Origin of the sequence: Sorangium sp. So ce448, assembly GCF_051520915.1 — a bacterium.
In the GTDB taxonomy this organism is placed as follows: Bacteria; Myxococcota_A; Polyangia; order Polyangiales; family Polyangiaceae; genus Sorangium; species Sorangium cellulosum_B.
The window spans coordinates 998,325-1,022,126 of sequence record NZ_CP150343.1; the positions used below are offsets into that span (position 1 = coordinate 998,325).

A 23,802-nucleotide genomic window follows, 5' to 3' on the forward strand; every position below is an offset into this window, starting at 1 on the left:
CGAGGCGCGAGCGCCGGGCAGGTCGCTTGATCGGTTCCGTTTACGCTACTTAATCGGTTCAGTCTACGCGCCCGTGCGGTGGGCCGGGCCCTCGCTCGGGCCGGCTCATGCGCGGGGGGGCGGGGCGGTGCTGCCCCGCGTCGCGAGCGTCGGCGCGCTGCACTCGTCGTCGGTGACCGGCTCTCCGGCGACGAGGCGGAGGAGCAGCGCGGCGGCGCGGGAGCCGTGCTCGGCGATGTTGCGGCGCACCGCGGTCAGGGCGGGGTGGACGAGCTGGCACAGCGCCGAGTCGTCCCAGGCCACGATCGACAGGCGCTCCGGCACGGGGACGCGCATCTCGTGGGCGACCGCGAGCGCGGCCACGGCCATCACGTCGTTGTCGAAGACGATGGCCGTGGGCGGCGAGGCCTCGGCCAGGAGCCGCCGTGTGGCCTGGCCGCCTGCCTCGCCCGTGTAGTCGGCGTGGACCGTCTGCACCCGATCCAGGCGCCGCTGGCGCGCGGCCGCGGTGAACGCCTTGGTGCGGACCGCGGTGTGCACGAACTCGGCCGGGCCGGCGACCCGCGCGATCGACCGGTGGCCCAGCGCGGCCAGGTAGTCGACGACGGCCCGCATGGCGCTCGCGTCGTCGCTCCATACCGCGGGCAGCTGCCCCTTGCCCGCCGGCCCGCCGATCACCACCGCCGGGAGCTTCAGCTCCTCGATCAGCTTCACGCGCGGATCGTCGTCGCAGAGGTCGACGAGGATCACCCCGTCGATCCGCCGCTCGGCCCACCAGCGGCGGTAGGTCTCCACCTCGGCCACGCGATCCTCCGTGACCTTGAGCAGCAGCGCCTCGGCCTTCTCGGACAGCTCCGCCTCGATGCCGGAGATGAGCTGCATGAAGAACGGCTCGATGCCGAGCATGTGCGCGGGCCGGTCGATGACCAGGCCGACGGCGCCGGCGCGGCCGTCGGAGAGCGCCCGCGCCGCGTTGCTCGGCTGCCAGCCCAGCTCCGCCGCGATGGCCAGGATCCGCTCGCGCGTCGGCTCCGACACGCCGGGCCTGCCGTTCAGCGCATACGACACCGCTCCTTTGGAGACCCCCGCCCGCCACGCGATGTCCGTGATCGTCGGACGCTTCACGCATCACCTCCGCTCCAGGCGACGGATCGCGCCTGCCGTGTGAACCCGCTCCGCCGCATGGCCCCGGTTGGATAGCACGACGGCCCGCTGGCGAGCCGAACGCCGCGCAGGGCCGAGCGCCGCGAGCGAGCGACGACCCCAGCGCAGCCCCTCCCACACCGTCGCATGGCCAGGCGAGGCGGGTCAGGCGCCGCGCCGGACGGCCGCGGGGGGGGGGCCCGGTCAGCGCGCCGCTGTCAAGCGTGGCGCTGTGTCCCGTGGGACTCCGCTGCTGGGCGGACGGGCCGTGTCGTGCTGTTCACGCCACCTCGAGGAGCTCGCGTTCGGTGATGCCGAGCAGGAAGAGGATGGCGTCGAGGCCGCTTGCGGAGAGGGACGTGTCGGCGGCCTCTCGCAGCTTGGGCTTTGCGCGGAACGCGACGCCGAGGCCGGCTCTTTGCAGCATCAGGAGGTCGTTGGCGCCGTCGCCCACGGCGATGGTCTGATCGAGCAACACGCCTTCTGCCTGGGCGATGGTCTCGAGCAGCTCGGCCTTGCGTTGTGCGTTGACGATCGGCCCTGTGACCCGGCCGGTCAGCTGTCCGTTCGCGACCTCGAGCGCGTTCGAGTAGGCGTAGTCGATCCCGAGCCGCGCTTTCAGCGCCTCCGCTGCGATCGAGAAGCCGCCCGAGATCACCGCCGTCCGGTAGCCGAGCCGCTTCAGCACCCGGATGAGCGTCTCTGCGCCCTCGGTGATGGGGAGCTCTGCGGCGAGCTTCCGCAGCACGCCGACGTCGAGGCCGCGGAGCAGCGAGAGCCGCTGGCGGAGCGACTCGTCATAATCCATCTCCCCTTGCATCGCGCGCTCTGTGATCTTCGCCACCTCCTCCGCGACGCCTTTCGCGCGCGCCAGCTCGTCGATCACCTCGATCCGGATGAGCGTCGAGTCCATGTCCATCACGACGAGCCGCTTGCTACGGCGGAACAGGCCCTCGCGTTGCAGCGCGAGATCGAAGCTGTTCTGCGTCGCGAGCGCGAGGAGGGCCTGCTTGAGGGTGTCGGCCTCCTCTTCGCGCTGGAGCAGCACCTGGATTTCCACCGAGGAGAGGCGTTCGACCGACAGCCGCGCGATCTTCTCGATGTTTGCGCCGTGGGCTGCGAGTGTGGAGGCCACGTCGTGCAGCGGCTTCGCGCCGAGCTCGCGGCCGATGGCTGTCACCACGTACCGGCTCCCGGGTGTGCGCCGTGGCGCGCCCCCGTCGAGCGGCTTGAAGTCGAGCGTCACGCCGAGCTCTTTCGCGGCGAACAGAAGCTCCTTGAGTCCGCTGCGTGTCTCGGGGAAGAGCGCGAGGAGCGCGAGGTTCAGGTTTCCGTGCACCACCACCTGTTCGATGTCGAGCAGCGTGGCGCCGATATCGCTGAGGATGCCCGTGAGTCGAGCGGTGATGCCGGGGTGGTCCCTGCCGGTGACGGTGACCAGTATCGGATCGGACGAGACTGCCATGCCGGAGCCCCCTTAACAGCGCCGCGCGGCAGGGTCGACGCCGATAGCTCGCTGCACGAAGCAAAACGATGCTTCACCGAAAGAGCGTTTGCCAAACCACCGCCCCCCGCGCGCGCAGCCTCCTCCCCCGCAGGCTCCGCAGCTATCGGTAGCGCCCGCCCCCTCGCCCCGCCGCCGCCCGTCCGCCCCCTTTGCCGCCCGCCGCCGGCCGCCCGCCCCCCTTGCCGCCCGGACCGCGCCGGCTCGCCGGCCGCCCAGCCCGCGCCGGCTTCTCCTCGGCCGCCTCGCGCGCCGCGCCGGCGTCCCCGTCCCCCTGCTGTGCCTTGAGCTGACGGAGCTGATCGCGCAGCCGCGCCGCCTTCTCGAACTCGAGGTTCTCCGCCGCCGCGAACATCTCCTGCCGGAGCGCGTCGATCTGGTCGACCAGGTCCACCGCGGCGCGCGCCGCCTCGCCCGCGGGCTTCGCCGGGCCCTTCGGGACGGCGTAGTAGTCGCGCGTGCCCGAGGTGGGCGACAGGTCGAGGATCGCCTTCTTCACCGTGGCCGGCGTGATGCCGTGCTCCTTGTTGTACGCCTCCTGGATCGCGCGCCGCCGGTTCGTCTCGTCCATCGCGCGCTTCATCGCCTCGGTGATGCGATCGGCGTACATCACGACCTCGCCGTTCACGTTGCGTGCGGCGCGGCCGATCGTCTGGATGAGCGAGCGCGGGCTCCGGAGGAAGCCCTCCTTGTCGGCGTCGAGGATGGCGACCAGCGACACCTCGGGCAGATCCAGCCCCTCGCGCAGCAGGTTGATGCCGACCAGCACGTCGAACTCGCCGCGCCGGAGATCGCGGAGGATCTCCACGCGCTGGAGCGTGTCGACGTCCGAGTGGAGGTAGCGGACCCGGATGCCGAGCTCCGTGTAGTACTCGGTCAGATCCTCGGCCATCCGCTTGGTCAGCGTCGTGACGAGCACGCGATCGCCGCGGCCTACCCGCTCCCGGATGCGCGCGAGCAGGTCGTCGACCTGACCGGACACCGGGCGGATCTGGATCTGCGGATCGATGAGCCCGGTCGGCCGGATGATCTGCTCCACGACCGAGCCGGCCGACTTCTGCAGCTCGTAGTCGCCGGGGGTCGCGCTCACGAAGAGGACCTGCGCGTAGTGTTGCTCGAACTCCTCGAACTTGAGCGGCCGGTTGTCGAGCGCGCTGGGGAGCCGGAACCCGTACTCGACGAGCGTCTCTTTCCGCGCCCGGTCGCCCCGGTACATCGCCCCGACCTGCGGGACGGTCTGGTGCGACTCGTCGATGATGAGGAGGAAGTCCTTCGGGAAATAGTCGATCAGCGTCGGCGGGGGCTCGCCGGCCTTCCGGCCCGAGAGGTGGCGCGAGTAGTTCTCGATGCCGTTGCAGAACCCCATCTGCTCCAGCATCTCGAGATCGTACATCGTGCGCTGCTCGATACGCTGCTTCTCGAGGAAGCGCACGGCCCTGTCGTAGAAGTCGATGCGCTCGCGCAGCTCCTCGCGGATCGCCTGGATCGCGAGCCTGAGCTGCTGTTGCTCGGTGACGTAGTGGGAGCCGGGAAACACCGCGTAGCGATCGAGCTGGCCCACCACCTTGCCGCGGACCGGGTCGACCTCCTTGATGGCCTCGATCTCGTCGCCGAAGAACTCGACCCGGATCGCGAGCGCCTCCTCGTAGGCCGGGAAGATCTCGACGACATCGCCGCGGACGCGGAACGTCCCGCGGTGGAAATCGACGTCGTTCCGCGTGTACTGGATGTCGACGAGCCGCCGCAGGAGCTCGTCGCGGCGGATCTCGGTGCCGCGCTCGAGCTTGATCAGGAGCCCGTGGTAGCTCTCGGCCGAGCCGATGCCGTAGATGCAGCTCACGGAGGCGACGATGATCACGTCCGGCCGCGAGAGCAGCGCGTGCGTCGCCGCGTGGCGCATGCGGTCGATCGCGTCGTTGATGATCGCGTCCTTCTCGATGAACGTGTCGCTCGTCGGGACGTAGGCTTCGGGCTGGTAGTAGTCGTAGTAGCTGACGAAGTAGTGGACGGCGTTGTTGGGGAAGAGCTCCCGCATCTCGCCGTAGAGCTGGGCCGCCAGCGTCTTGTTCGGCGCCATGATGAGGGTCGGCTTTTGCAGCTTTTCGATCACCTTGGCGGCGGTGAACGTCTTGCCGCTGCCCGTGACGCCGAGGAGGACCTGGAAGGCCTCGCCCTGCTCGAAAGCGGAGCAGATCTCCTGGAGCGCGCGAGGCTGGTCACCGCACGGCTTGAATTCGGAGACGAGCTCGAAGTGTGTGGGCATGGAGCGGAGGACCCTAGTGCGGCGAGGCGCTCCTCGCAACCTCCGCGGCCGTCAGGGCCGGAGGGCGGCGTGGCCTCGCCAGGAAGGCGTGGTCTCGTCCGGCTTCGTCGGTCTTCCAACTATCGGCAACCATCGGTCGCGTCGCGCGGAAATTGTCGACCCACTGTCGTTCACCTGGAACGAGGGCGCCCCACGTCGTCCCGCGCGCCTCCGTCCGGCGCACGCTCGTCCCCGCTCCGCCGCATGCGCCGCACCTCGCCGCGCTCGTTGCCCAGAGCGGGCTCCGCGCGCTCGTTGCCCAGAGCGGGCTCCGCGCGCTCGTTGTCCAGAGCGGGCTCCGCGCGCTCGTTGTCCAGAGCGGGCTCCGCGCGCTCGTTGAATGAAGCGCGCTCCGTACGCGCGCGCTGTGCTCGCTGTCCATACGGCCGGGCCGAGCCGAGAGCGCTTGACGTCGGCGCGGGGCCATAGGATTCTAGGTGCTGTCGCGTCGTGGTGACGTGAGCCGACACGGAGGTCAGGTCATGAGTGCCAACACATTGCACACCCATTGCGCCGCCGCCGTCGTTTCCGCCGCGGCCGGCTGAGCTCGTCTCCACGTCTCCGCGACGTCGCCCGCGTGCCCTGAGGGGCGCGTGTGTGCCCTGAGCGCGTGCCCCTCCCAGGGATCTGCCCTGGCCGGGTGTGCCTTCTGGCGTGACGTCCTGATCGATCGACGAGCTCCGCTCCGCGGCGGCCCCGCGCGTGGAATGGCCGGCGCGTGCGCGCTTGTGCGCCGCCGCGCCCTGTCCGTCGATCGCCGCGCCCCGAGCTCGGGCGCGGCCGAACGCCATGGAGCGCTCGTCCGTCATGCAAACTCATCTCGATTCTCTCGTTGATCCGTCTTCGCAGCACGAAATGCAGCCCGATCTGGTCGGGCTTGGATGGACTCCCTTCTTCGCGAGCCAGCTCGCCTGTCTCAAGGATGCCGTGCAGCCTGCGCGTGTCGTCCTCGCCTCCGCGTCCAGGCACCACGTTCAGACCGCGGATGGCCCGCGCATCGCGGTGGTCAGCGGTCGCCTCGCGCACGAGGCTGCTGACCGCGCGGCGCTCCCCACCGTCGGTGACTGGGTGGGCCTCAGGCCTGGCGACGGCGCCGGGCCTTCGTACATCGTGCACACGTTCGCGCGGAGCACGTGCCTGCGCCGCAAGGCCGCGGGGCCCACGGTGGAGGCTCAGGTGCTCGCGGCCAACATCGACAAGGTGTTCATCGTCACGTCGCTGAACGCCGACTTCAACCTGCGCCGCCTCGAGCGTTACATCGACGCCGTCCTCGACAGCGGCGCTCGCCCGGTCCTCGTGCTCAACAAGGCCGATGTCTGCCCGGATCCGGAGCGGTACATCGACGCGGCGCGGGACGTCGCCCCTGCTGTGCCGATCGCGCTCGTCAGCGCGCTCTCCGGCGCCGGCCTCGACGCGCTCCGCGCCGAGATCGGGGCAGGGGAGACCATCGCCCTCGTCGGCTCGTCCGGCGTGGGGAAGTCCGCGCTCAGCAATCGCCTGCTCGGCGCGGAGGTCCAGCTCGAGGGCGCGATCCGGGCGTCGGATGAGCGTGGCCGCCACACGACGGCTCACCGGGAGCTGTTCCTGATCCCTGGCGGTGGCCTCCTCATCGACACGCCGGGCATACGGGAGCTCGGCGTCTGGTCTGCGGGCGGCAGTGCCCCGGCCGGCTTCGACGACGTCGAGGCCCGCGCCGCGGCCTGCCGTTTCCGGGACTGCGCGCACGACGGCGAGCCCGGTTGCGCGGTGCTCCGTGCCATCAAGGACGGCGACCTCGATCCCGAGCGTCTCGGCGCCTACCTCAAGCTCGGTGCGGAGCGCCGCTACCTCGCCGGCCAGCAGGACGTGCGCGCGAAAATCGAGGAGAAGCGGCGCTGGAAGCAGATCTCGAAGCAGATGCGCGCCAATCCGAAGCGATAAGCGAGCCCCCCGGCGGCCAGACCCAGCGTCCCCGCCACCCCGCGTAGAGCCCGCCAGCAAATCCCCCGCATCCTCCCCCCGCCCGTCTGCGCGCCCCCTCGAGACCGCTCTTCCCATCCCTTGGAAAGAGCCCTCGGGAGGGGGTGTCGCGCGCGGGGCTGGCGGGGGAAGGGCCCCACGAACCCGAGCGCCGGCCCGCATCGAAGCCACTCGCCCCTGGTTCTCCTTCCCCCGTTCAGCCGGCCATAGCCACCACAAGGCGCGAGTTCGTGGGAAGGGCCCCCCGCCGGCCCCGCGCGCGACACCCCCTCCCGGGGGCTCCCCCGCGTCCTGGATGCAGAGCCCTCCCTCTCCGTCCCGTGCCCGTCAGATCCCGTATTGCCGGAGCTTCTTGTGGAGCCCCTCGCGCGTGATCCCGAGCGACTTGGCCGCGTTGGTCTTGTTGTTGTTGTGCCCGCGCAGCGCTTCCAGGAGGAAGAACTTCTCGACCGCGTCCATCATCTCCTTGAGCGACCCCTTCGGCGTCCCCGCCCGCGCGATGAGCCCTTCGACCTGCCGGATCCTCGGCGAGAGCAGCTCCGGCGTCCCGAACGCCCCCGGCTCCAGCTGGATGACGATCCGCTGCACCTCGTTCTGGAGCTCCCGGACGTTGCCCGGCCAGTCGTACGCGACCATCAGCTCCATCGCCTGCTGGCTGAACCCGCCGCACGGCTTGCCGATCTCGTCCGCGTAGCGCTCCAGGAAGTGCGCCGCGAGCAGCGAGATGTCGTCGCGCCGCTCCCGCAGCGGCGGCAGGCGGATCGGGAAGACCTTGAGGCGGTAGTAGAGGTCCTCGCGGAACCGCCCCTTGGCCACCTCGTCCTCGAGGTTCCGGTTCGTCGCGGCGACGATGCGCACGTTGACGTGCTTCGGGCTCGTCGCGCCCACGGGGCGGATCTCGCCCTCCTGGAGCGCCCGGAGGAGCTTCGATTGCAGCGACAGCGGCGTCTCGGTGATCTCGTCGAGGAAGAGCGTGCCGCCGTCGGCGATCTCGAACAGCCCCTTCTTCTCCTCGGTGGCGCCCGTGAACGACCCCTTCTTGTGCCCGAACAGCTCGCTCTCCAGGAGGCTCTCGGCCAGCGCCGCGCAGTTCTGCGCGACGAACAGCTTGTCGCGGCGGCGGGAGCGGTAGTGGACGGCGGCGGCGATGAGCTCCTTGCCCGTGCCCGTCTCGCCCTCGATCAGCACCGTGACGCGCGTGTCGACCACCTTGTCGAGCTGCCCGATCACCTTCCGCATCGCGTCGCTGTTGCCGATGATGTCGACGGCGCCCCCGCTGCCGCCCCGGCGGCGCTCCTCGCGCCCCTTGAGGAAGCTGTTCTCCTTCTGGAGCCGCTCCTCCGCGAGCACGAGCCGCTTGATGAGCCGGGCGTTCGCCACCGCGAGCGAGGCGTTGGCGGCCAGCACGAGGAGCGTCTCCAGGTCGCCGGCGTTCAGCATCCCGGGCACGCTCCGGTTGTCGGCCTGGAGCACGCCGATGATCTCCTCGCCCTTCCAGAGCGGGACGGCGAGCGTGCTGCGGATCGAGGCGCCCATCAGCGACTCGGACTGCCCGACCTCGATCGGCGCGTCGGCGGCGAGCACGGCCGCCCGCTCCTTGATCACCTTCCGGTAAACGCTGCGCGTGATCGGGACCGGCCCTGCAGGCGGCCCCCCTTTGCCCGACGCGGACCGGACCCGCGTCAGCACCGGCACGAACGCCGCCGGCGCCGCGCCCGGCTCCTGGTCGTCGTCGCGCAGCACCACCGTGACGTGCGTCGAGCTCGGCACCAGCGCGAGCACCGCGTCGGCGATCTCGGCGAGCACCTCGTCGAGATCGGTCGCCGCGCCGATGCGCTTCTGCGCCGCGTACATCGCCGACAGCGCGCTCGGGTCGCGCTCGATCTTCGCCTCGGCAGGCTCGATCTCGTCGAGGCGGCGGATCGAGACGACCCGCGCGTCGTCGGCCTCCTCCGGGATCTTCACCACCATCCGGGTGACCGCGTCCCCGGAGCCGAGCTCGATGACGTCCCCCGTCTGGAGGGCCAGCGCGCTGCGCCCCGCGCCGAGCTCCAGCCGCTCGCCCCGCCGCGTCACGCTCGTGCCGTTCGTCGAGCGCAGATCCTCGAGGATCACCCCGTCGGCGCCGCTCACGATGCGCGCGTGCGCCCCGGAGACGTGGCGATCGTCGAGGACGACGCGGTTGTCCGACGAGCGCCCGAGCGTGATCAGCTCGCCCTGGAGCTCGAAGGTGCGCCCGGCAGCGAGACCCTGGGTTACCTCGAGCACGATCATGGTTCGTTCTTCAGCCGGGAAGACCCCGTGACAAGGGCCGGAGTAAACCGTCAAGACGGCGGAGACGCCAGGAAAAATCAGGAGCCAGGCGCGTCGGTGAAGCTTCTCGCAAGCTTCGCGCGAGCATCGCGCGAAGCTTCACGCGAGCCTCGCGCAAGCATCGCGCCCGGGTGGCGCCAATCAAGGAAAATCTGGAGCCAGGTGATGTGCCCGCCTGCGCGCTCCAGGCGCTCCGTGCGCCCCGACCGCGGACGGGGCGCACGGCGGCGGTGCGTCGATCACTGCGCGCGGGCGGTGAGGCGGTAGATGACCGTCTTGAAGGGCGCGTTGCCGGCGATCTTCTCGGGATCCTTCGAGGCCTCGCCCTCGTCGACGATCTTCTGCAGCTTGGTCGCGACCTCGGCGTCGCCCTTCGGCGAGAGGGCGTCGATGACCGAGACCGAGACGAAGCGGACGGCCGCGTTCGAGACCTTCGGCATCGCGTCGATGATCTGCTGCCGGACCTCGGGGGTGCCGAACACGCCCGCCATGTAGGCGGACTTGATCCCCTGGAACTGCGTCTCCTTCGCCTGCGACGCCGGCTCGCCGAGCTTGCCGACGTAACACTCGAGCTTGGTGCCGCAGGCCCCGAGCAGCTCCTTCGCGATCTTGATCTCCTTCTCCATCGACTTGCCGACCGTGCCGCCGCCGCTCGTGCGGGTGCCCGCGAGCCGATCGACGTCGGCGATCTGGTCTGGCTTCATCAGCTTGAGCGCCGTCTGCAGCGAGACGTCGCGGATCTGCGCGACGTCGTCCTCCTCGCCGCGCGCCTCGAGGCCGGTCTTCACGAGCCACGGCACGAGGCTCGCGTCGAAGAAGTTGCTCGCCGCCTCGGCGAGCATCACCCGCGCGTTGATGCCGGCCGGCGGCATCTCGAGCCCCGCGGGCGTCTTCTCGTAGGCCGCCTGGAAGGCCGCGAGGGTCTCCGGCGTCCTCGGCACCTTGGTCAGCTCGCGCGCGATGATGGCGCGCGGCACGTCCTCGGCCTTCTCGAGCGCGGCGAGCAGCGGCTGCGACGACTCCTGCCGGCCGATCGTCGCCAGGACGAGCGCGGCCGCCGCGACGTGGGCGGTCTCCGCGGCCTTCTTCTGCTCCGCGTTCGCCTTGTCGCCGCCGGCGCCCTTCAGGTTCTCGACCTTCGAGTACTCGATGAGCTCCTTCTGGTCGCCCTGGAGCAGCGCGATCGTCGGCTGGATCGCGGGCTTGCCGATCTTCGTGAGCGCCAGGATGGCCGTCGTGGCCGCGTCCGCCTTGAACGGCGACAGCACCACCTTGAGCAGCGGCACGACCGCCTTCTCGCTGCGCTGCCACCCGAGCAGCTCCGCGGCGGTGATCTGCCAGAACAGCTCGTTCCGCATCGTGGCGACGTCCTTCGGGTCGTTGATCGGGCGCCCGATCATCGTGATGAGCCCGTCTTCCCAGGACTTGCTGTTGATGTCGACCATCGCGTCGTGCACGTCGCGCGAGATCGTCGAGCCCTTGGGCTTGCCGTGCTGGAGCTTCGAGAAGACGGCCATGAGCGGCTCGGCGGCCTTCTCCGACTTCATCGCGCCCAGGCCGCGCACGGCCCAGCGGACGTCCTCCTCGGTGGACTCGGGCTTGTAGTCCTTGAGCGCCTTGATGAGGCAGGCCTCGCCGCGCGGGTCCCTCGTGTCGGAGATGAACTTGATGAGCTTCGAGTTCGTGCGCTCGTCGAGATCGCCGGCGACGCACTTCTGCGTCATCGGCTCGATGATCTTGTCGAGGAGCGGCTTCACGGTCGGGCCGGTCCGGTCCTTGTTGTCACGCGTCATCGCGTCTTCGAAGAACTGGACGAGCCGGTTGACGGAGGCGGTGAGCGTGGCCGGGTCGTCGAGCCGCTTGACGTGCGTCTCGGGGTCGTTCTCATCGCCGCATCCGACGATGACGCCTGCGGAGAGCGCCATCGACGACGCGGTGGCGGCCCCCAGGAGGAGCGAGCGAAGGAGCGGCAGGATGCTGCGTGCTGAGCGGGACATGGTGTTTCCTCCGGGACCTCGGTGATGCTGCCGGCCTGACCTCGCCGTCGCACGGCGCGCTTCAGGAGAGGCGGTCAGCGGCTAGCCTTCGTTAGCCTGAGGGGACGAAAGTGGACAAAAACAGCGCGCGGCAGGGGGCGCGGCCCCCCTTCGGCCACGACGTGGCGCCGCTCCGCCATGGAAACGGCGAAGCCGACGCTATTCGCCGCCAGAGAACGTGTCAACGCGAGCGCGGCGCCGAGACGAGCCGGCGGATCCCCGTGGCGAAGAGCCGGTCGGGGATGACACGGCGCAGCGCGACGAGCGCCCGTGCGTCCCGGCCGACGAGGGTCCTGAAAGGCGGCGATGCGTCGTCGATGAGGCGGAGGATCGCGGCCGCGACCGGGGCGGGCGGCGGCGCCTTGGCGGCGTCCTTGAGGACGATCTGCTCGATCGCCCTGGTCATCGCGCCGTAAGGGCCGTCGAGCGAGACGTGGGCGCCGCGACGCTGGTTCTCGTAGAAAATTTCGGTCTTGAAGGTGCCGGGCTCGACGAGGCATACGTGGACGCCGAACGGGGCGACCTCCCAGCGCAGCGCCTCGCTGAAGCCCTCGACGGCGTGCTTCGTGGCCGCGTAGGCGCTCACGCCGGGGAGGCCGACGAGCCCGGAGAGGCTCGAGACGTTGACGATGCGGCCGCGCCCCGCGCCGCGCATCGCGGGGAGCACCGCGCGCGTCACGGCCATCAGCCCGAAGACGTTGGTCTCGAACTGCGCCCGGACGTCGCCGTCCGCCTGCTCCTCGAAGGCGCCGCCGACCGCGATGCCGGCGTTGTTGACGAGGGCGTAGGCGGGGCCGTGCTTCTGAAGGATCTCCCGGACCCTGTCGGGCGCGCTCGCCGCGGCGACGTCGAGCTGTTCGATCTCGAGCGCGACGCCCCGCGCGCCGGCGGCGGCGAGGAGCGCGCCGGCCTTCTCGGGGCGGCGCATCGTGGCGATGACCCGGTGGCCCGCGGCCGCGCACGCGACCGCGGTCGCGAGGCCGATGCCGCTGGAGGAGCCGGTGACGAGGACGAGGTGACCCATGGCGAAGGGGCGCGAGTATAGGCGAAGCGCGACGCGGCGGGGGCGCGGGGCGCGGCGTGTGCGGCGCGCGCGCCGCGTTGAAGCGCCGCCGCCGCGCCGCCGGGGCGGGCGCTCAGCCGATGATCATCGCCTCGCTGAGGAGCCGGCCCTCCCTGAAGCGCCGCAGGTTCCAGCGGTCGAACAGGGGGAGGGAGGCGCCCTCGGCGATGTGCTGCGCGACGAGCTTGCCCATGACGGGCGCGATCATGAAGCCGTGCCCCATGAACCCGGAGGCCTGGTAGAAGTGCTCGACCTCGTCGACCCCGCCCACGATCGGGTTCTGGTCCGGGGTGAGGTCGTAACAGCCGGCCCACTGCCGCAGCACCTTGACGCTGCCGAGGAGGGGGCACGCGGCGACGAGCGCCCGCGCGTACAGGGAGAGGAACTTGTGGCTCGACCCCATGTCGAGGCCGTCGGGGACGTCCTCGTTGGAGATGCCGCCCACGATCTCGCCGCGCATCGACTGGGAGAAATAGAGCCCGTTCGAGAGATCCGCGACGAGCGGGCCGAGCCAGGGCTTGAGCGGCTCGGTCGAGCAGATCTCGTGGCGGTGCGGGTGGTTGGGCAGCTCCACGCCGAGCATGCGCGCGATCTCGGGGCTCCACGCGCCGGCCGCGTTGACGACCTTGTTCGTCCGGATCTCGCCGCGATCGGTGACCACCGCGTCGATCCGCGCGCCCTGCGTGCGGAAGCCGAGGACGTCCGTGAAGGTGGCGATGTCGACGCCGAGCTTCTGCGCGCGCTCGGCGTAGCCCCAGACGAACGGCCAGGGGAACACGACGCCGTCGTCGGGGTTGTAGCTCGCCGCCACGACGCCGTCGGTCGAGAGCTGCGGCACGATCGCGCGCGCCTCGTTGGCGGTGAGCATCCGCGTCCCGAGGCCGCACGCGTTCTGCACGGCGACGCTCTTCTCGAGCGTCCGGCGGCCCGCCTCGCTGCGCACGAGGAAGAGGTAGCCGCCCTGCCGGAACCAGATGTTGATCTTCATCTCGCGGGCGAAATCCCGGCAGATGCGGATGCTCTCCTGCATCAGCCGGATGTTGCCCTCGCTCGAGAACTGCGCCCGGACCCCGCCGCCGTTGCGCCCGCTGGCGCCGCCGCAGAGGTAGCTCCGGTCGACGACGACGATGTCGGTGATGCCGTGGTGCCGCGCGAGGTTGTACGCGATCGCGAGGCCCATGATCCCCGCGCCGATGATGACGATCTCGGCCTGCCCCCGCATCGCGCCTCAGCCGAGGTCCGACCTCGCCGCGGCGACGACGGCGGCCTGGAGGGCGCCGTTCGAGGCGATGATGCCGCGGCCGAGCTTGAGCCCGGGGCCGTTGTAGTCGATGGGCGCGCCCGAGAGGTCGGTGAAGCTGCCGCCCGCCCCGAGGAGCACGGCCTCGGGCGCGCAGCTGTCCCAGAGCTTGGCGCCGCCGCCGCCGTGCACGTAGAGGTCGACCTCGCCGGTCGCGATCCGGGCGATCTTCACGCCGACCGAGCCGCAGGGGACGACCTTCGAGATGCCGAGCCGCGCGAGGACCGGCTCGAGCTCCTTCGGCCGGTGCGAGCGCGAGATGATGAGCGTCGCGTCGGCCGGCGCGCTCACGTCCGAGACCCGGAGCGGCCTGCGGCTGCCGTCCCTCGCCTCGAGGAAGGCGGTGCCGCCCTCGCCGGCGCGGCCGGCCAAAGCCTCGCCCGTCGTGGGCATCACCACGACGCCCAGCGCCGCGCGGCCGCGGACCGCGAGCCCGATCATCACGGCGAACTCGCCGTTCCTGTCCGCGAACTCCCGCGTGCCGTCGAGCGGGTCGACGAAGAACACCCGCTCCTTCCGCAGGCGCGAGGCGAGCTCGTCGCCGGTCGGGACGCTCTCCTCGGCGAGGATCGCCTCGCCGGGGAACGCGGCCTCGAGCGCGCTGCAGATGAGCGTGTTCGCCTCGCGGTCGGCGCGGGTCACCGGGTCGCCGGGGCCCTTCATCTCGACGGCGAACGGCGTCGCGTACACGTCCATCACGATCGCCGCCGCGGCGCGCGCGATGCGGACGATCTCGTCGAGCTCCCTGTCGTTCTTGTCCATCGTGCTCACACCTCGATCCCGGCCTGCCTGAGGCGCACGGAGAGCTCCGTGAGCGCCGAGTCCTGGAGGTAGGGCGGCATGCCGGCCTCGCGGACGAGCTGGTCGAGCTGGGCGACCGAGCGGGGGCCCAGCACGGCGGACGAGACGACGCGGTTCGCGAGGACGAAGCGCAGGGCCGCCGAGCGGAGCGACGTGACGGCGCCCGAGACCAGCGGCCGGAGCGCGTCGAGCTGGCGGATGCGGGTCTTGAGCTCGTCGCGCGTCCACCGCTGGTAGCGGTGATCGTCGAGGTAGAACTCGCGCTCGAAGCTCCACTGGCCGGCGAGCAGCCCGTGCGCGAGCACCGATCGGGCGAGGACGCCCGCGCCGGACTCGGAGACGTCGCCGGCGACGTCGTGGAGGTCGCCGGGGAAAAAGGCGTTGTAGGCGATCTCGATGACGTCGACCTCGTCGCGCAGCGCGGAGCGGGCGACGTCCGCGGAGCCGGCGCTCACGCCGTAGGCGCGGATCTTCCCGGCCTGCTTGAGGTCCTTCAGGAAGGCGAGGGCCTCCTTCGATTGCATCGCGGCCACGGTGGGGTTGTGGAGCAGGACGACGTCGACCACCTCGCGGGCGAGGCGCTCCTGCGACCGCTCGAACGCGGTGCGGAGGTGGGCCGGGTCGAACCGCTTGGTCGGGGGATCGCCGTCGCGAACGGTGCCGATCTTGGTGACGACGAACGTCGGGCCGGCGCCCTGGAGCCGCCTGCCGAGGCAGCGCTCCATCTCGCCGCGGCCGTAGACGTCGGCGGTGTCGAACAGGTCGATGCCGACCGCGAGCGCGCGATCGATGACGCGATCGATCTCGATGTCGGCGACGGGACCGTAGCCGTCGCCGGAGAGTCCCCAGGTGCCTAGGGCGAGCTCCGAGACCTGAAGGGTCGTCTTGCCGAGGGGGCGCTTCCTCACGGGCGGCGATCTACACCAGCGCCGGGAGGGCGCCACGAAATAGGGGCGGAGCTCCGGGTACGGCGCGCCGCGTCGCGCGCCCTCTGGAGCGGCGGAGCTGCCCCGGGGCGGGCGTCCCCCGTCGCGCCCCGGCGCGCTGTCGCAGGGCGCGTCCTCCGGGGCCTCACGCGCCGGCGCGGGTCGTCGGGCCGCCACGTCCCTGCGCGCTCGGCCACGGAACGCTCCATGCCAGAGAGCCAGGGAAGGGGAGTGAGGCGGAAGCGCGCGGGGCGGCGCCGCGGGGGGCAGGGTCTTCAGGTGACATGTCGAGTCGAGCCCTGCCGGTGGCCGACGAAGGGGGCTGGAGAGTATGGCGAAAGGGCCTAATGAGGCATCGGCGGCCGAACCCATCAGCGACCGGAGGTCGCGGCCGCCCGCGGCGAGCACCTCTGCGCGGCGCGCGCTGGAGCTCGTCGCCGTCCGAGGCAAAGACGTGCTCGGCGTCCGCCACGTGCTCGCGGAGGGGCGCGCGCACATCGGAGACACGCCCGCGTCCATCGTGCGCGTGCCGTCGGGGGAGCTCGATAGAGCGGCCCCGGTCATCGCGGAGGTGATCGGCGCGCGCTACGTGCTGCACGTCCCGCGGCGGACGCGGGCGCGCCTCCACGGCGCCGACGGGCTCGCGCGCCTGTTGACGGGCCCGGCCGACATCGAGCTCCAGGAGGGCGACCGCGCCGTGCTCGTGATCGGGGCCGTCCAGATCCGCGCGCAGATCGTGCCCATCGAGATCATCTCACGCCTGGGTGCGTCCGGCCTGCGCTGGATCGGCCTCATCGGCGCCCTCTACCTCGTCGCGCTCGGCATCTGCGCCGCCCTCGCGCCGCGCGACCGCGCCCGCCTCGACGAGGGGTCGATCCGCCGCGCGGTCGGCGAGGCCGCCGCGCAGCTGTGGGCAGAGCACGCCCCTGTGCCATGACGCGAGGGCACGAGCGGGCCGTCACCGGCGGGTGATGCCTGTGCGTCATGGAGTGGTATTCTCTGCCCTCCATGCGATTCAAGATCGTTCCGCCCCTTCCGGTTCAACTCCTGCTCTGCCCGCTCGCTGTCCTCGGCTGTGGCAACACGTCCGCCGAGCACGGAGACCCGGGCAGCGAGCCGCGGGGCGGGATCCTGAGCCTGCCGTCCGGCTGGAGCTCCATCGAGCCGGGCGGCGAGACGACGTGCTCGCGCGGTGATCCGTTCAAGTACTTCGTCCGTCCGGGCACCGTCAATCGCGTCATCGTCGAGTTCCGCGGCGGCGGCGCGTGCTGGGACGCAACCACGTGCTCGTTCGCGGGATCGCTCTTCCAGGAGACGGTCGGCGAGGACGCCCTGACGACCGGGATCTACGATCATGAGAACCCGGACAACCCCTTCAAGGAGTGGCACCATGTGTACATCCCCTATTGCACCGGGGACGTCCACTGGGGCGACAACGTGGCCACGTATGGGGAGGGGAGCCAGGCCGTCACCATCCAGCACAAGGGCGCCGTCAACGTCCGCGCGGCGCTCGGCTGGATCTACGAGAACGTCCCCGCGCCAGAGAAGATCTTCGTGACGGGCTGCAGCGCGGGCGCGTACGGCGCCATCCTCTGGTCCGCGCACCTGCGAGAGCACTACAAGGGCGCGTCGGTCATCGAGTTCGCGGACAGCGGGGCAGGGATCATCACGGAGACGTTCTTCCGGGACAGCCTTCCTTCCTGGAAGCCCGAGGGCGCTTACCCCACATGGATCCCTGGCCTCGACCCGGCCGAGCTCGCGCGGCTGTCGGTGCTCTACGAGAAGATCGGCGCTCATTACCCGGACATGCGCCTGTCGCAGTACAACACCGCCTATGATGAGGACCAGGTCTTCTTCTTCAACGCGATGGGCGGCGGCGGCGCCCAGGCGTGGTCAGACGCCATGAGGGCGGAGATCGCCGAAATCGAGGCATCGACACCGAACTTCAGGTCGTTCCTTGCCGCCGGCACCGCGCACTGCATCCTCTGGCGGCCGGAATTTTACACCCTCGAGTCGGGCGGAGCGCGCCTCGTGCAATGGCTCGACGGGCTCGCAAACGGTGCCCCGCCGCCGAGCGTCGCGTGCGACGCTTGCGGCTCGCCTTGAGCGTGGCCCGGGGGCGGGCGGCGCGGCGGCCGGGCAGCGAGGGGCGGGGTGCGCGCTGGTCGGCGCCGGGCGGAGTGTGCGCGGGAGGGCGGGCGCAGGGGGCGTGATCGCCCGCTCAGGCGGGCGCCGCGGCGGCTCCAGTTGACGCGCAGCCAGAGCTCTAGATTATGTCCGCCGCGAACGCGGGCGCGTGGGCGCATCCGCGGCGGCCCCGGAGGAAGAGCTCCGGGGGAAGACAGAGGGATCCATGCGCACGCTTTGTATCGATATCGGCGGAACGGGGATCAAGGCCACCATCCTCGACGAGCAGGGGACTCCGATGACGGATCCCGTGCGCGTGCCGACGCCCCAGCCGGCCTCGCCGGACCCCATCCTCGACCTCATCGAGGAGATCGCCCGGGCGCAGGGGGAGTTCGATCGCGTCTCGATCGGCTTCCCCGGGGTGGTGATGGAGAACGTGACCAAGACGGCGCCGCACCTCGACAACGAGAAGTGGAAGGGCTTCCCGCTCGGCGAGGCCGTAGAGCGCCGGCTTGGCAAGCCTGTCCGCGTCGCCAATGACGCGGGCATCCAGGGGCTTGCCGTCATCGAGGGCAGGGGGCTCGAGATGGTGCTCACCTTCGGCACGGGGCTCGGCTGCGCGCTGTACATCGACGGCCGCTACGTGCCGAACCTCGAGCTCGGGCACCACCCGTACGGAAAGAGGGACCTGAAGTACGAGGATCGCGTGTTCGACGCCGAGTGCAAGCGCATCGGCCCGAAGCGCTGGAACAAGCGCGTGCGCAAGATGATCGCGCAGGTCGAGCCGATCTTCAATTACCGCAAGCTCTACCTCGGCGGCGGCAACGCGCGCCTGCTCGACGCCTCGAAGCTGCCCGAGAACGCCGTCGTTGTGGACAACGTCGCTGGCCTCCTCGGCGGAATCAAGCTCTGGGCCTAGAGCGACGGTCACCCGCTTCGGATACGGGCCCACCTCGGCGTTTTCGGTGCTCAGCGCACCGGAGTGCGCTTCCGCGCCGAAAACGCCGATCTGGGCCCGTCTCCTGTGCGGGAGACCGCCGCTCTGCTGCGGCTCTGGAGGGTGCAGAGGGGGGCGGAAGCTGCTGTGGCCAAGGGCGGACGCGCGCTCGTGCGCTGGCGGGGAGGGCGGGCCTGCGGGGGCGTGGGTCGCGCCGGTTCCCAAGCGGGCGTGACCGTCGTACCCTGGCCCGATGAACTCGCCCGACGCACCGAAGCCCGACGCACCGCCCGCGGCCAATCCAGCGGCGGACGCTGATCTCGATCCGTTTCGCCTCCAGTCGCCGGAGACCCTCGCGAACCCGTACCCCGTGTACGCCAGGTTGCGCCAGGAAGCGCCCGTGTACTTCAGCGCGGCTTACAACGGCTGGCTCATCACCCGCTACGACCAGGTCGCGGCGGGCTTTCGTGACCCGCGCCTGTCGGCGAAGCGCTCCAGCGCCTTCGTGACGAAGCTGCCTGAGGAGGTGCGGCAGCGGCTCGAGCCGTTGCGCCGCAACCTGGCGTCGTGGGCCTTGCTGCTCGATCCGCCGGAGCACACGCGCATCCGCTCGCTGATCAACAAGGCGTTCGTGCCGCGGCTCGTCGAGGGGTTGCGTTCCCGGGTGGAGACGCTGGTCAACGAGCTGCTCGACGCGGTCGCCCCGACGGGCCGGATGGATGTCCTCCGCGATCTCGGCGACCTCTTGCCGCTGCTCGTGATCGGCGAGGTGCTCGGTGTACCCGCCGAGGACCGGCACCGGCTGAAGGGCTGGTCCAACGCGCTCAGCGGCTTCCTTGGCGCGGGCCGGCCGACGCTGGAGATCGCCGGGGGCGCGCTGAGCGCCGTGGCCGAGCTGGAGGACTATTTCCGCGGCGTGATCGCGGCCCGGCGGCAGAGCCCCGGCAACGACCTGCTCAGCCAGCTCATCCTCGCGGAGGAGCAGGGCACGATCCTCGGCGAGCAGGAGCTGCTCTCGACGTGTTGCATGCTCCTCTTCGGCGGCCACGAGACGACGAAGAACCTCATCGGCAATGGCCTGCTTGCGCTCCTTCTCCACCGTTCCGAGCGCGAAGCCCTGCGCGGCACCCCGTCGCTGATCGGCCCGGCGGTGGAGGAGCTGCTCCGATACGACTCTCCGGTGCAGTGGATGAGCCGCGTCGCGCTCGACGACATCGAGCTCGACGGCGTGCGGATCCCGAAGGGTGATCGCGCCTTCCTGGTGCTCGGCGCGGCGAACCGCGATCCCGCGCAGTTCCCCGACCCCGACAAGCTCGACTTCCGCCGCACCGACATCCGTCACATCTCGCTCGGCGTGGGCGTCCATTACTGTGCCGGCTCCGCGCTCGCCCGGGTCGAGGCCCAGGCTGCCTTCTCCACGTTCCTGCGCCGTTTCCCCGAAGCCGAGCTCTCCCCTGGGCCGCTGACCTGGCGCATGAACCCCGGCATGCGCGGCGTCACCGCCCTCCCGATAGAGCTAGGCCCGCAGAGCTCCGCCTCCTGACCCCTCTCCAACCCGCCTGTTCCACCCTGGAGCCGCCGGGGAGAGGGGAGGGGGCGCGCGGGGGCGAGGGGGAAGGGCCCCGCGGATCCGAGCGCCGGCCCGCACCGCAGCCTATCGCCCCCAGATCTCCCCGTCCCGTACAGCCGGCCATAGCCACCACAAGGCGCGAGTCCGCGGGAAGGGCCCCCCTCGCCCCCGCGCGCCCCCTCCCCTCTCCCCGGCGGCCGTTGCGTCTTGGTTCTAGCTGTTGAGCCGCATCCCCGGCGCCAGCTGCCCAGGCAGCGCCACCGCCGCCGCCTCCAGCCCCGCGACCGGATACGCGCAGTAGTCCGCCGCATAATACGCGCTCGGCCGGTGGTTCCCGCTGCTCCCGACCCCACCGAACGGCGCCGCGCTCGACGCCCCCGTCAGCGGTTTGTTCCAGTTGACGATCCCCGCCCGGGATTCCCGCCAGAACCGCTCATAGAGCTCCCTGCGATCCGAGATCAACCCGGCCGCGAGCCCATAACGCGTGCGGTTGGCCAGCGAGAGCGCCTCATCGAAGCTCCCGTAGCGCTGCACCTGCAGGAGCGGCCCGAAATGCTCCTCGTCCGGTAGCTCCTTGATCGCCGACACATCGAGGATGCCGGGCGAGAGCAGCGCGGTCCCCTCCTCGAGCCGGCGCATCTCCAGCAGCACCTCCCCGCCGAGCGCGACCAGCCGCGCCTGCGCCGCGAGCAGCCGATCCGCCGCCGCGAGCGAGATGACAGCGCCCATGAAGGGCTGCTCCGCGTCGTCGTACCTGCCCACCTTGAGCCGGGACGCCGCGTCGACCAGGCGCGCCAACAGCGCGTCGCCCTCCGGCGTCGCCGGCACGAGCAGCCGCCGCGCGCATGTACACCGCTGGCCCGCCGAGATGAAGGACGATTGAAGGATATGGTGGGTCGCCGCCTCGGTGTTCGCGACGTCCTGGACGATGAGCGGGTTGTTGCCGCCCATCTCCAGGGCGAGGATCTTCTCCGGTTGGCCCGCCAGCTGCCGGTGCAGCGCGTTGCCCGTGCCGGAGCTGCCTGTAAAGAAGAGGCCGTCGATGCCCGGGTGACCGGCGAGCGCGACGCCGGTGCGCCGCCCCCCCTGGACCAGGTTGAGCACCCCGGCCGGGATGCCCGCCTCCTCCCAGAGTCGCGCGGTCTCCTCCGCGACCTTCGGCGAGAGCTCCGACGGCTTGAACACAACGCAGTTGCCCGCGATCAGGGCCGGAACGATGTGGCCGTTCGGCAGGTGGCCCGGGAAGTTGTAGGGCCCGAGCACAGCGACAACGCCGTGCGGCCGGTGACGCACCACGGCCGTCGCGTCGCCCGCCTCGGCCTGACGCTCGCCCGTCCGCTCGCGCCAGGCCATCAGCGACACGTCGATCTTCCCGATCATCGTCTGGACCTCGGTGAGCGCCTCCCAGCGCGGCTTGCCCGTCTCCAGCCCGATCACGTCCGCGAGCCGGGCCTTGTGCTCGCCCAGGAGGCCGGCGAAGCGCTTCACCAGCCCCGCCCGCTCCTCCAGGCCGCGATCGCGCCACGCAGCGAACGCGCCGCGCGCCGCCGTCGCGGCCGCGTCGACCTGCTCCTCGCTCGCGGCGCGCCCCTCGAAGACGACCGCCTGCGTCACGGGGTTCCGGCTCGCGAACGGCTCGCCCGCGCCGGTCACCCAGTTGCCGTCGATGAAATGGGTCGACATGGTCACCTCTCTGTCGCGGAGCTCCCCCGCGGAACACCACACGGGCTCAACAGTCCGTCTACCCAGTATGGTTTGCGTCCACCTCGCTCCGCCAGTGTGCATCGCACCAGAGGCCGGCGCCCCCAGAGCTCGCGCGCCCCCGGACGGAAGATGGCGCCGGCGACCGCCCAGGAAAGATGGGGCCGCTCGCCGACCTCGCCAGGGCTTCGCCGCGTCCGAACGGACCACAACATCATGTGTTCCGGCGCGACTGCGCCCCAACCAGATGGGGGCCGCTCGGTCATTTGCTCTCTCGGTGAGAATCCAGGAGCCGAGAGCTCAATGCGCTTCGTTCTCGATCGTTTCGAGTTCGCTCGTGGCAGGTGCGCGACATTCACGGGAATGCACCGTGGCGAACAGGTGTGCTGAGCGTGTTTGCGCGTTGGAACACGCTCCGGGCGCACTGCAGCAGGGCGCTCTCCACGCCCGGTGACACCAAGTCTTGACGGTCCTGTGGCTGGCGTGGAGACGTGCACATGTCAGTTTTCCCGCCGATGCATCACACGGTGGCTATCTCAGACATCCATCTATGTGAGCTTGAGCCGACCGACGGTCTCTGGATGCGCTATCGGCAGGCGCCGTACTCCCCGGACGGGGAGATCGCGGCGATGCTCGACGCGCTCCGGGGAGAGGTCCGGAAGGGGACGGGCGGCTCCGGGGGGCTCGGCGCGGAGCGCGACGAGCTGACGCTGGTCCTGAACGGCGACATCTTCGACCTGGATGCGCCTCGGGTGATCGGCAACGAGAGCGTGGTCCACGATCTGCCGCGCACCGCCGAGCACGCCGTGCCGGCGATGGAGGCCATCCTGCGCGATCACCCGGTGTTCGTCGCGGCCGTCGGCCGGATCGTCGCCGACGGGCACACCGCGGTCTTCGTGGCGGGCAACCACGACATCCAGCTCACGCTGCCCGAGGTGCGTGAGGCGGTGCAGCGGAGCGTCGTGGACGCCGCCATGCACGAGCTCGCCACCCGGGACGGCGGCCCTCCGGCGGGATCGACCGAGGATCTCCGCGCGGCGCTCGCGGCGCGGGTGGCCTTCCGCGCCTGGTTCCACCGCACGCACGACGGCGTCATCGTCGAGCACGGCAATCAGTACGACTCGTACTGCTGTTATCGCTACCCGATGGCGCCGTTCGGCCGGAATCGGGGGGAGATCCAGCCGACGATGGGCTCGCTCGTGAGCCGCCTGCTCGTGTCGCGCATGGGGTACTTCAACCCGCACGTCGACTCGTCGTTCATGCTCTCCGGCTTCGGCTACCTCTCTCACTGGACGCGGTACTACCTGTTCACTGGCCGCTCCCTCGTGTTCGCCTTTGGCGTGGGCGCCCTGCGCACGATGATCGAGCTCGTGCGCCGGCGCGACCCGAGCCGCCGGGCGCTCCGGCGCGCGGACCTCGCCGCGGCCGCCCGCGAGACGGGCGCGCCTTTCCCTGCGGTGGTCAAGCACGCGCGGCTGTTCGCGCGGCCGGCCGAGGACTGCCTCGGCCGCGTGGCGCGCGAGCTCTGGCTGGATCGCCTCGGGCTCGCGGCGGTCGGGATTCTCGCGGCGCTCGCGTGCCTTTGCTGGATGCCGGGGGGGCTCGCGGCGGCGGCGCTGCTCGCGCCGACGCTCCTCGTCGCGTACGAGTGCGCCGTGCCGAAGCCCACGCTCGACGCGGTCTGGCAGGGCGTGAACCGGGCGGCGCGGTCCGTGGCCAGGGCGCACGGCGCCAAGGCCGTGATCTTCGGGCACACCCACAACCCGGAGGGGAGCTGGGAAGGCGGGGTGTTCTTCGGGAACACCGGCTCCTGGTCCGCGGCGTTCGAGGACATCGCGTGCACGCAGCCCGTCTTCGAGGCGCGTCCGCTCGTCTGGCTGCGGTCCGAGGAAGGCGCTGGCCCCGAGGCGCCCCTGTCGGGCGGCCTCGTGATGTGGAAGGACGAGCGGTTCCAGCCCTGGAGAGCCGACGCGAGGCCGTCCGTGCCGAAGAAGGCCGAGATGGTCAAGCGCCCGCGCCCCGCCGCGCTTCGGCCCCAGGCCACGGCCGCGCTGCGCAGCTGATACCGCGGGCCAGAAATCCCGCCAGGGCTCTGCCGCGCGAGCGGAGAGAGATTGAAC

The 23,802-nt window shown here is 71.0% G+C and carries 16 protein-coding genes; 6 read left to right on the forward strand and 10 right to left on the reverse strand.

Annotated elements, in window-relative coordinates; genetic code table 11:
• Window positions 1-105 precede the first annotated feature (105 nt).
• From WMF45_RS03710 to uvrB, 3 genes are all read right to left on the reverse strand, one after another.
• Window positions 106-1,125, reverse strand: a complete 1,020-nt coding sequence (locus WMF45_RS03710) for a LacI family DNA-binding transcriptional regulator (RefSeq protein WP_437715583.1) — start codon at window positions 1,123-1,125, stop codon at window positions 106-108.
• 298 nt (window positions 1,126-1,423) lie between these two features.
• A complete protein-coding gene (gene serB, locus WMF45_RS03715) occupies window positions 1,424-2,608 on the reverse strand; it encodes a phosphoserine phosphatase SerB (protein ID WP_437715584.1) in 1,185 nt (394 codons plus the stop codon).
• 142 nt (window positions 2,609-2,750) lie between these two features.
• The gene (uvrB, locus tag WMF45_RS03720; protein ID WP_437715585.1) at window positions 2,751-4,910 is read right to left on the reverse strand and encodes an excinuclease ABC subunit UvrB; all 2,160 of its coding nucleotides are present in this window, start codon (window positions 4,908-4,910) and stop codon (window positions 2,751-2,753) included.
• Window positions 4,911-5,876: 966 nt separating this feature from the next.
• Between uvrB and rsgA the strand changes: the two genes are divergently transcribed.
• Complete coding sequence (gene rsgA / locus WMF45_RS03725) at window positions 5,877-6,869, forward strand: ribosome small subunit-dependent GTPase A (RefSeq protein WP_437715586.1); 993 nt, start codon at window positions 5,877-5,879, stop codon at window positions 6,867-6,869.
• 366 nt (window positions 6,870-7,235) lie between these two features.
• Here the strand turns inward: rsgA and WMF45_RS03730 are convergent, their stop codons facing one another.
• The 6 genes from WMF45_RS03730 to WMF45_RS03755 all read right to left on the reverse strand — a co-directional run bounded on the left by WMF45_RS03730 (window position 7,236) and on the right by WMF45_RS03755 (window position 15,329).
• Entirely contained in the window at window positions 7,236-9,182 is a 1,947-nt protein-coding gene (locus WMF45_RS03730; protein ID WP_437715587.1) for a sigma 54-interacting transcriptional regulator, read from the reverse strand.
• A gap of 278 nt (window positions 9,183-9,460) precedes the next feature.
• A complete protein-coding gene (locus tag WMF45_RS03735; RefSeq protein WP_437715588.1) occupies window positions 9,461-11,218 on the reverse strand; it encodes a hypothetical protein in 1,758 nt (585 codons plus the stop codon).
• Window positions 11,219-11,438: 220 nt separating this feature from the next.
• On the reverse strand, window positions 11,439-12,281 hold the full coding sequence (locus WMF45_RS03740) for an SDR family oxidoreductase (RefSeq protein ID WP_437715589.1): 843 nt from the start codon (window positions 12,279-12,281) through the stop codon (window positions 11,439-11,441).
• 112 nt (window positions 12,282-12,393) lie between these two features.
• A complete protein-coding gene (locus WMF45_RS03745; protein WP_437715590.1) occupies window positions 12,394-13,542 on the reverse strand; it encodes an NAD(P)/FAD-dependent oxidoreductase in 1,149 nt (382 codons plus the stop codon).
• Window positions 13,543-13,548: 6 nt separating this feature from the next.
• Window positions 13,549-14,382, reverse strand: a complete 834-nt coding sequence (locus tag WMF45_RS03750; RefSeq protein WP_437715591.1) for a 3'(2'),5'-bisphosphate nucleotidase CysQ family protein — start codon at window positions 14,380-14,382, stop codon at window positions 13,549-13,551.
• Between the two features lie 5 nt (window positions 14,383-14,387).
• Entirely contained in the window at window positions 14,388-15,329 is a 942-nt protein-coding gene (locus WMF45_RS03755; RefSeq protein ID WP_437715592.1) for an aldo/keto reductase, read from the reverse strand.
• 349 nt (window positions 15,330-15,678) lie between these two features.
• On the opposite strand from WMF45_RS03755, the gene WMF45_RS03760 reads away from it, so the two are divergent.
• The 4 genes from WMF45_RS03760 (at window position 15,679) to WMF45_RS03775 (ending at window position 19,954) form a co-directional block, all read left to right on the forward strand.
• Window positions 15,679-16,284, forward strand: a complete 606-nt coding sequence (locus WMF45_RS03760; protein ID WP_437715593.1) for a hypothetical protein — start codon at window positions 15,679-15,681, stop codon at window positions 16,282-16,284.
• Window positions 16,285-16,355: 71 nt separating this feature from the next.
• Window positions 16,356-17,453, forward strand: a complete 1,098-nt coding sequence (locus tag WMF45_RS03765) for a pectin acetylesterase-family hydrolase (RefSeq protein ID WP_437715594.1) — start codon at window positions 16,356-16,358, stop codon at window positions 17,451-17,453.
• A 247-nt stretch (window positions 17,454-17,700) separates the two neighbouring features.
• Window positions 17,701-18,393, forward strand: a complete 693-nt coding sequence (locus WMF45_RS03770; protein WP_437715595.1) for an ROK family protein — start codon at window positions 17,701-17,703, stop codon at window positions 18,391-18,393.
• A 271-nt stretch (window positions 18,394-18,664) separates the two neighbouring features.
• A complete protein-coding gene (locus WMF45_RS03775) occupies window positions 18,665-19,954 on the forward strand; it encodes a cytochrome P450 (protein ID WP_437715596.1) in 1,290 nt (429 codons plus the stop codon).
• 240 nt (window positions 19,955-20,194) lie between these two features.
• Here the strand turns inward: WMF45_RS03775 and astD are convergent, their stop codons facing one another.
• Window positions 20,195-21,664, reverse strand: a complete 1,470-nt coding sequence (gene astD, locus WMF45_RS03780; protein ID WP_437715597.1) for a succinylglutamate-semialdehyde dehydrogenase — start codon at window positions 21,662-21,664, stop codon at window positions 20,195-20,197.
• A 599-nt stretch (window positions 21,665-22,263) separates the two neighbouring features.
• On the opposite strand from astD, the gene WMF45_RS03785 reads away from it, so the two are divergent.
• Window positions 22,264-23,745, forward strand: a complete 1,482-nt coding sequence (locus tag WMF45_RS03785) for a hypothetical protein (protein ID WP_437715598.1) — start codon at window positions 22,264-22,266, stop codon at window positions 23,743-23,745.
• The last annotated feature ends 57 nt before the right edge of the window (window positions 23,746-23,802 follow it).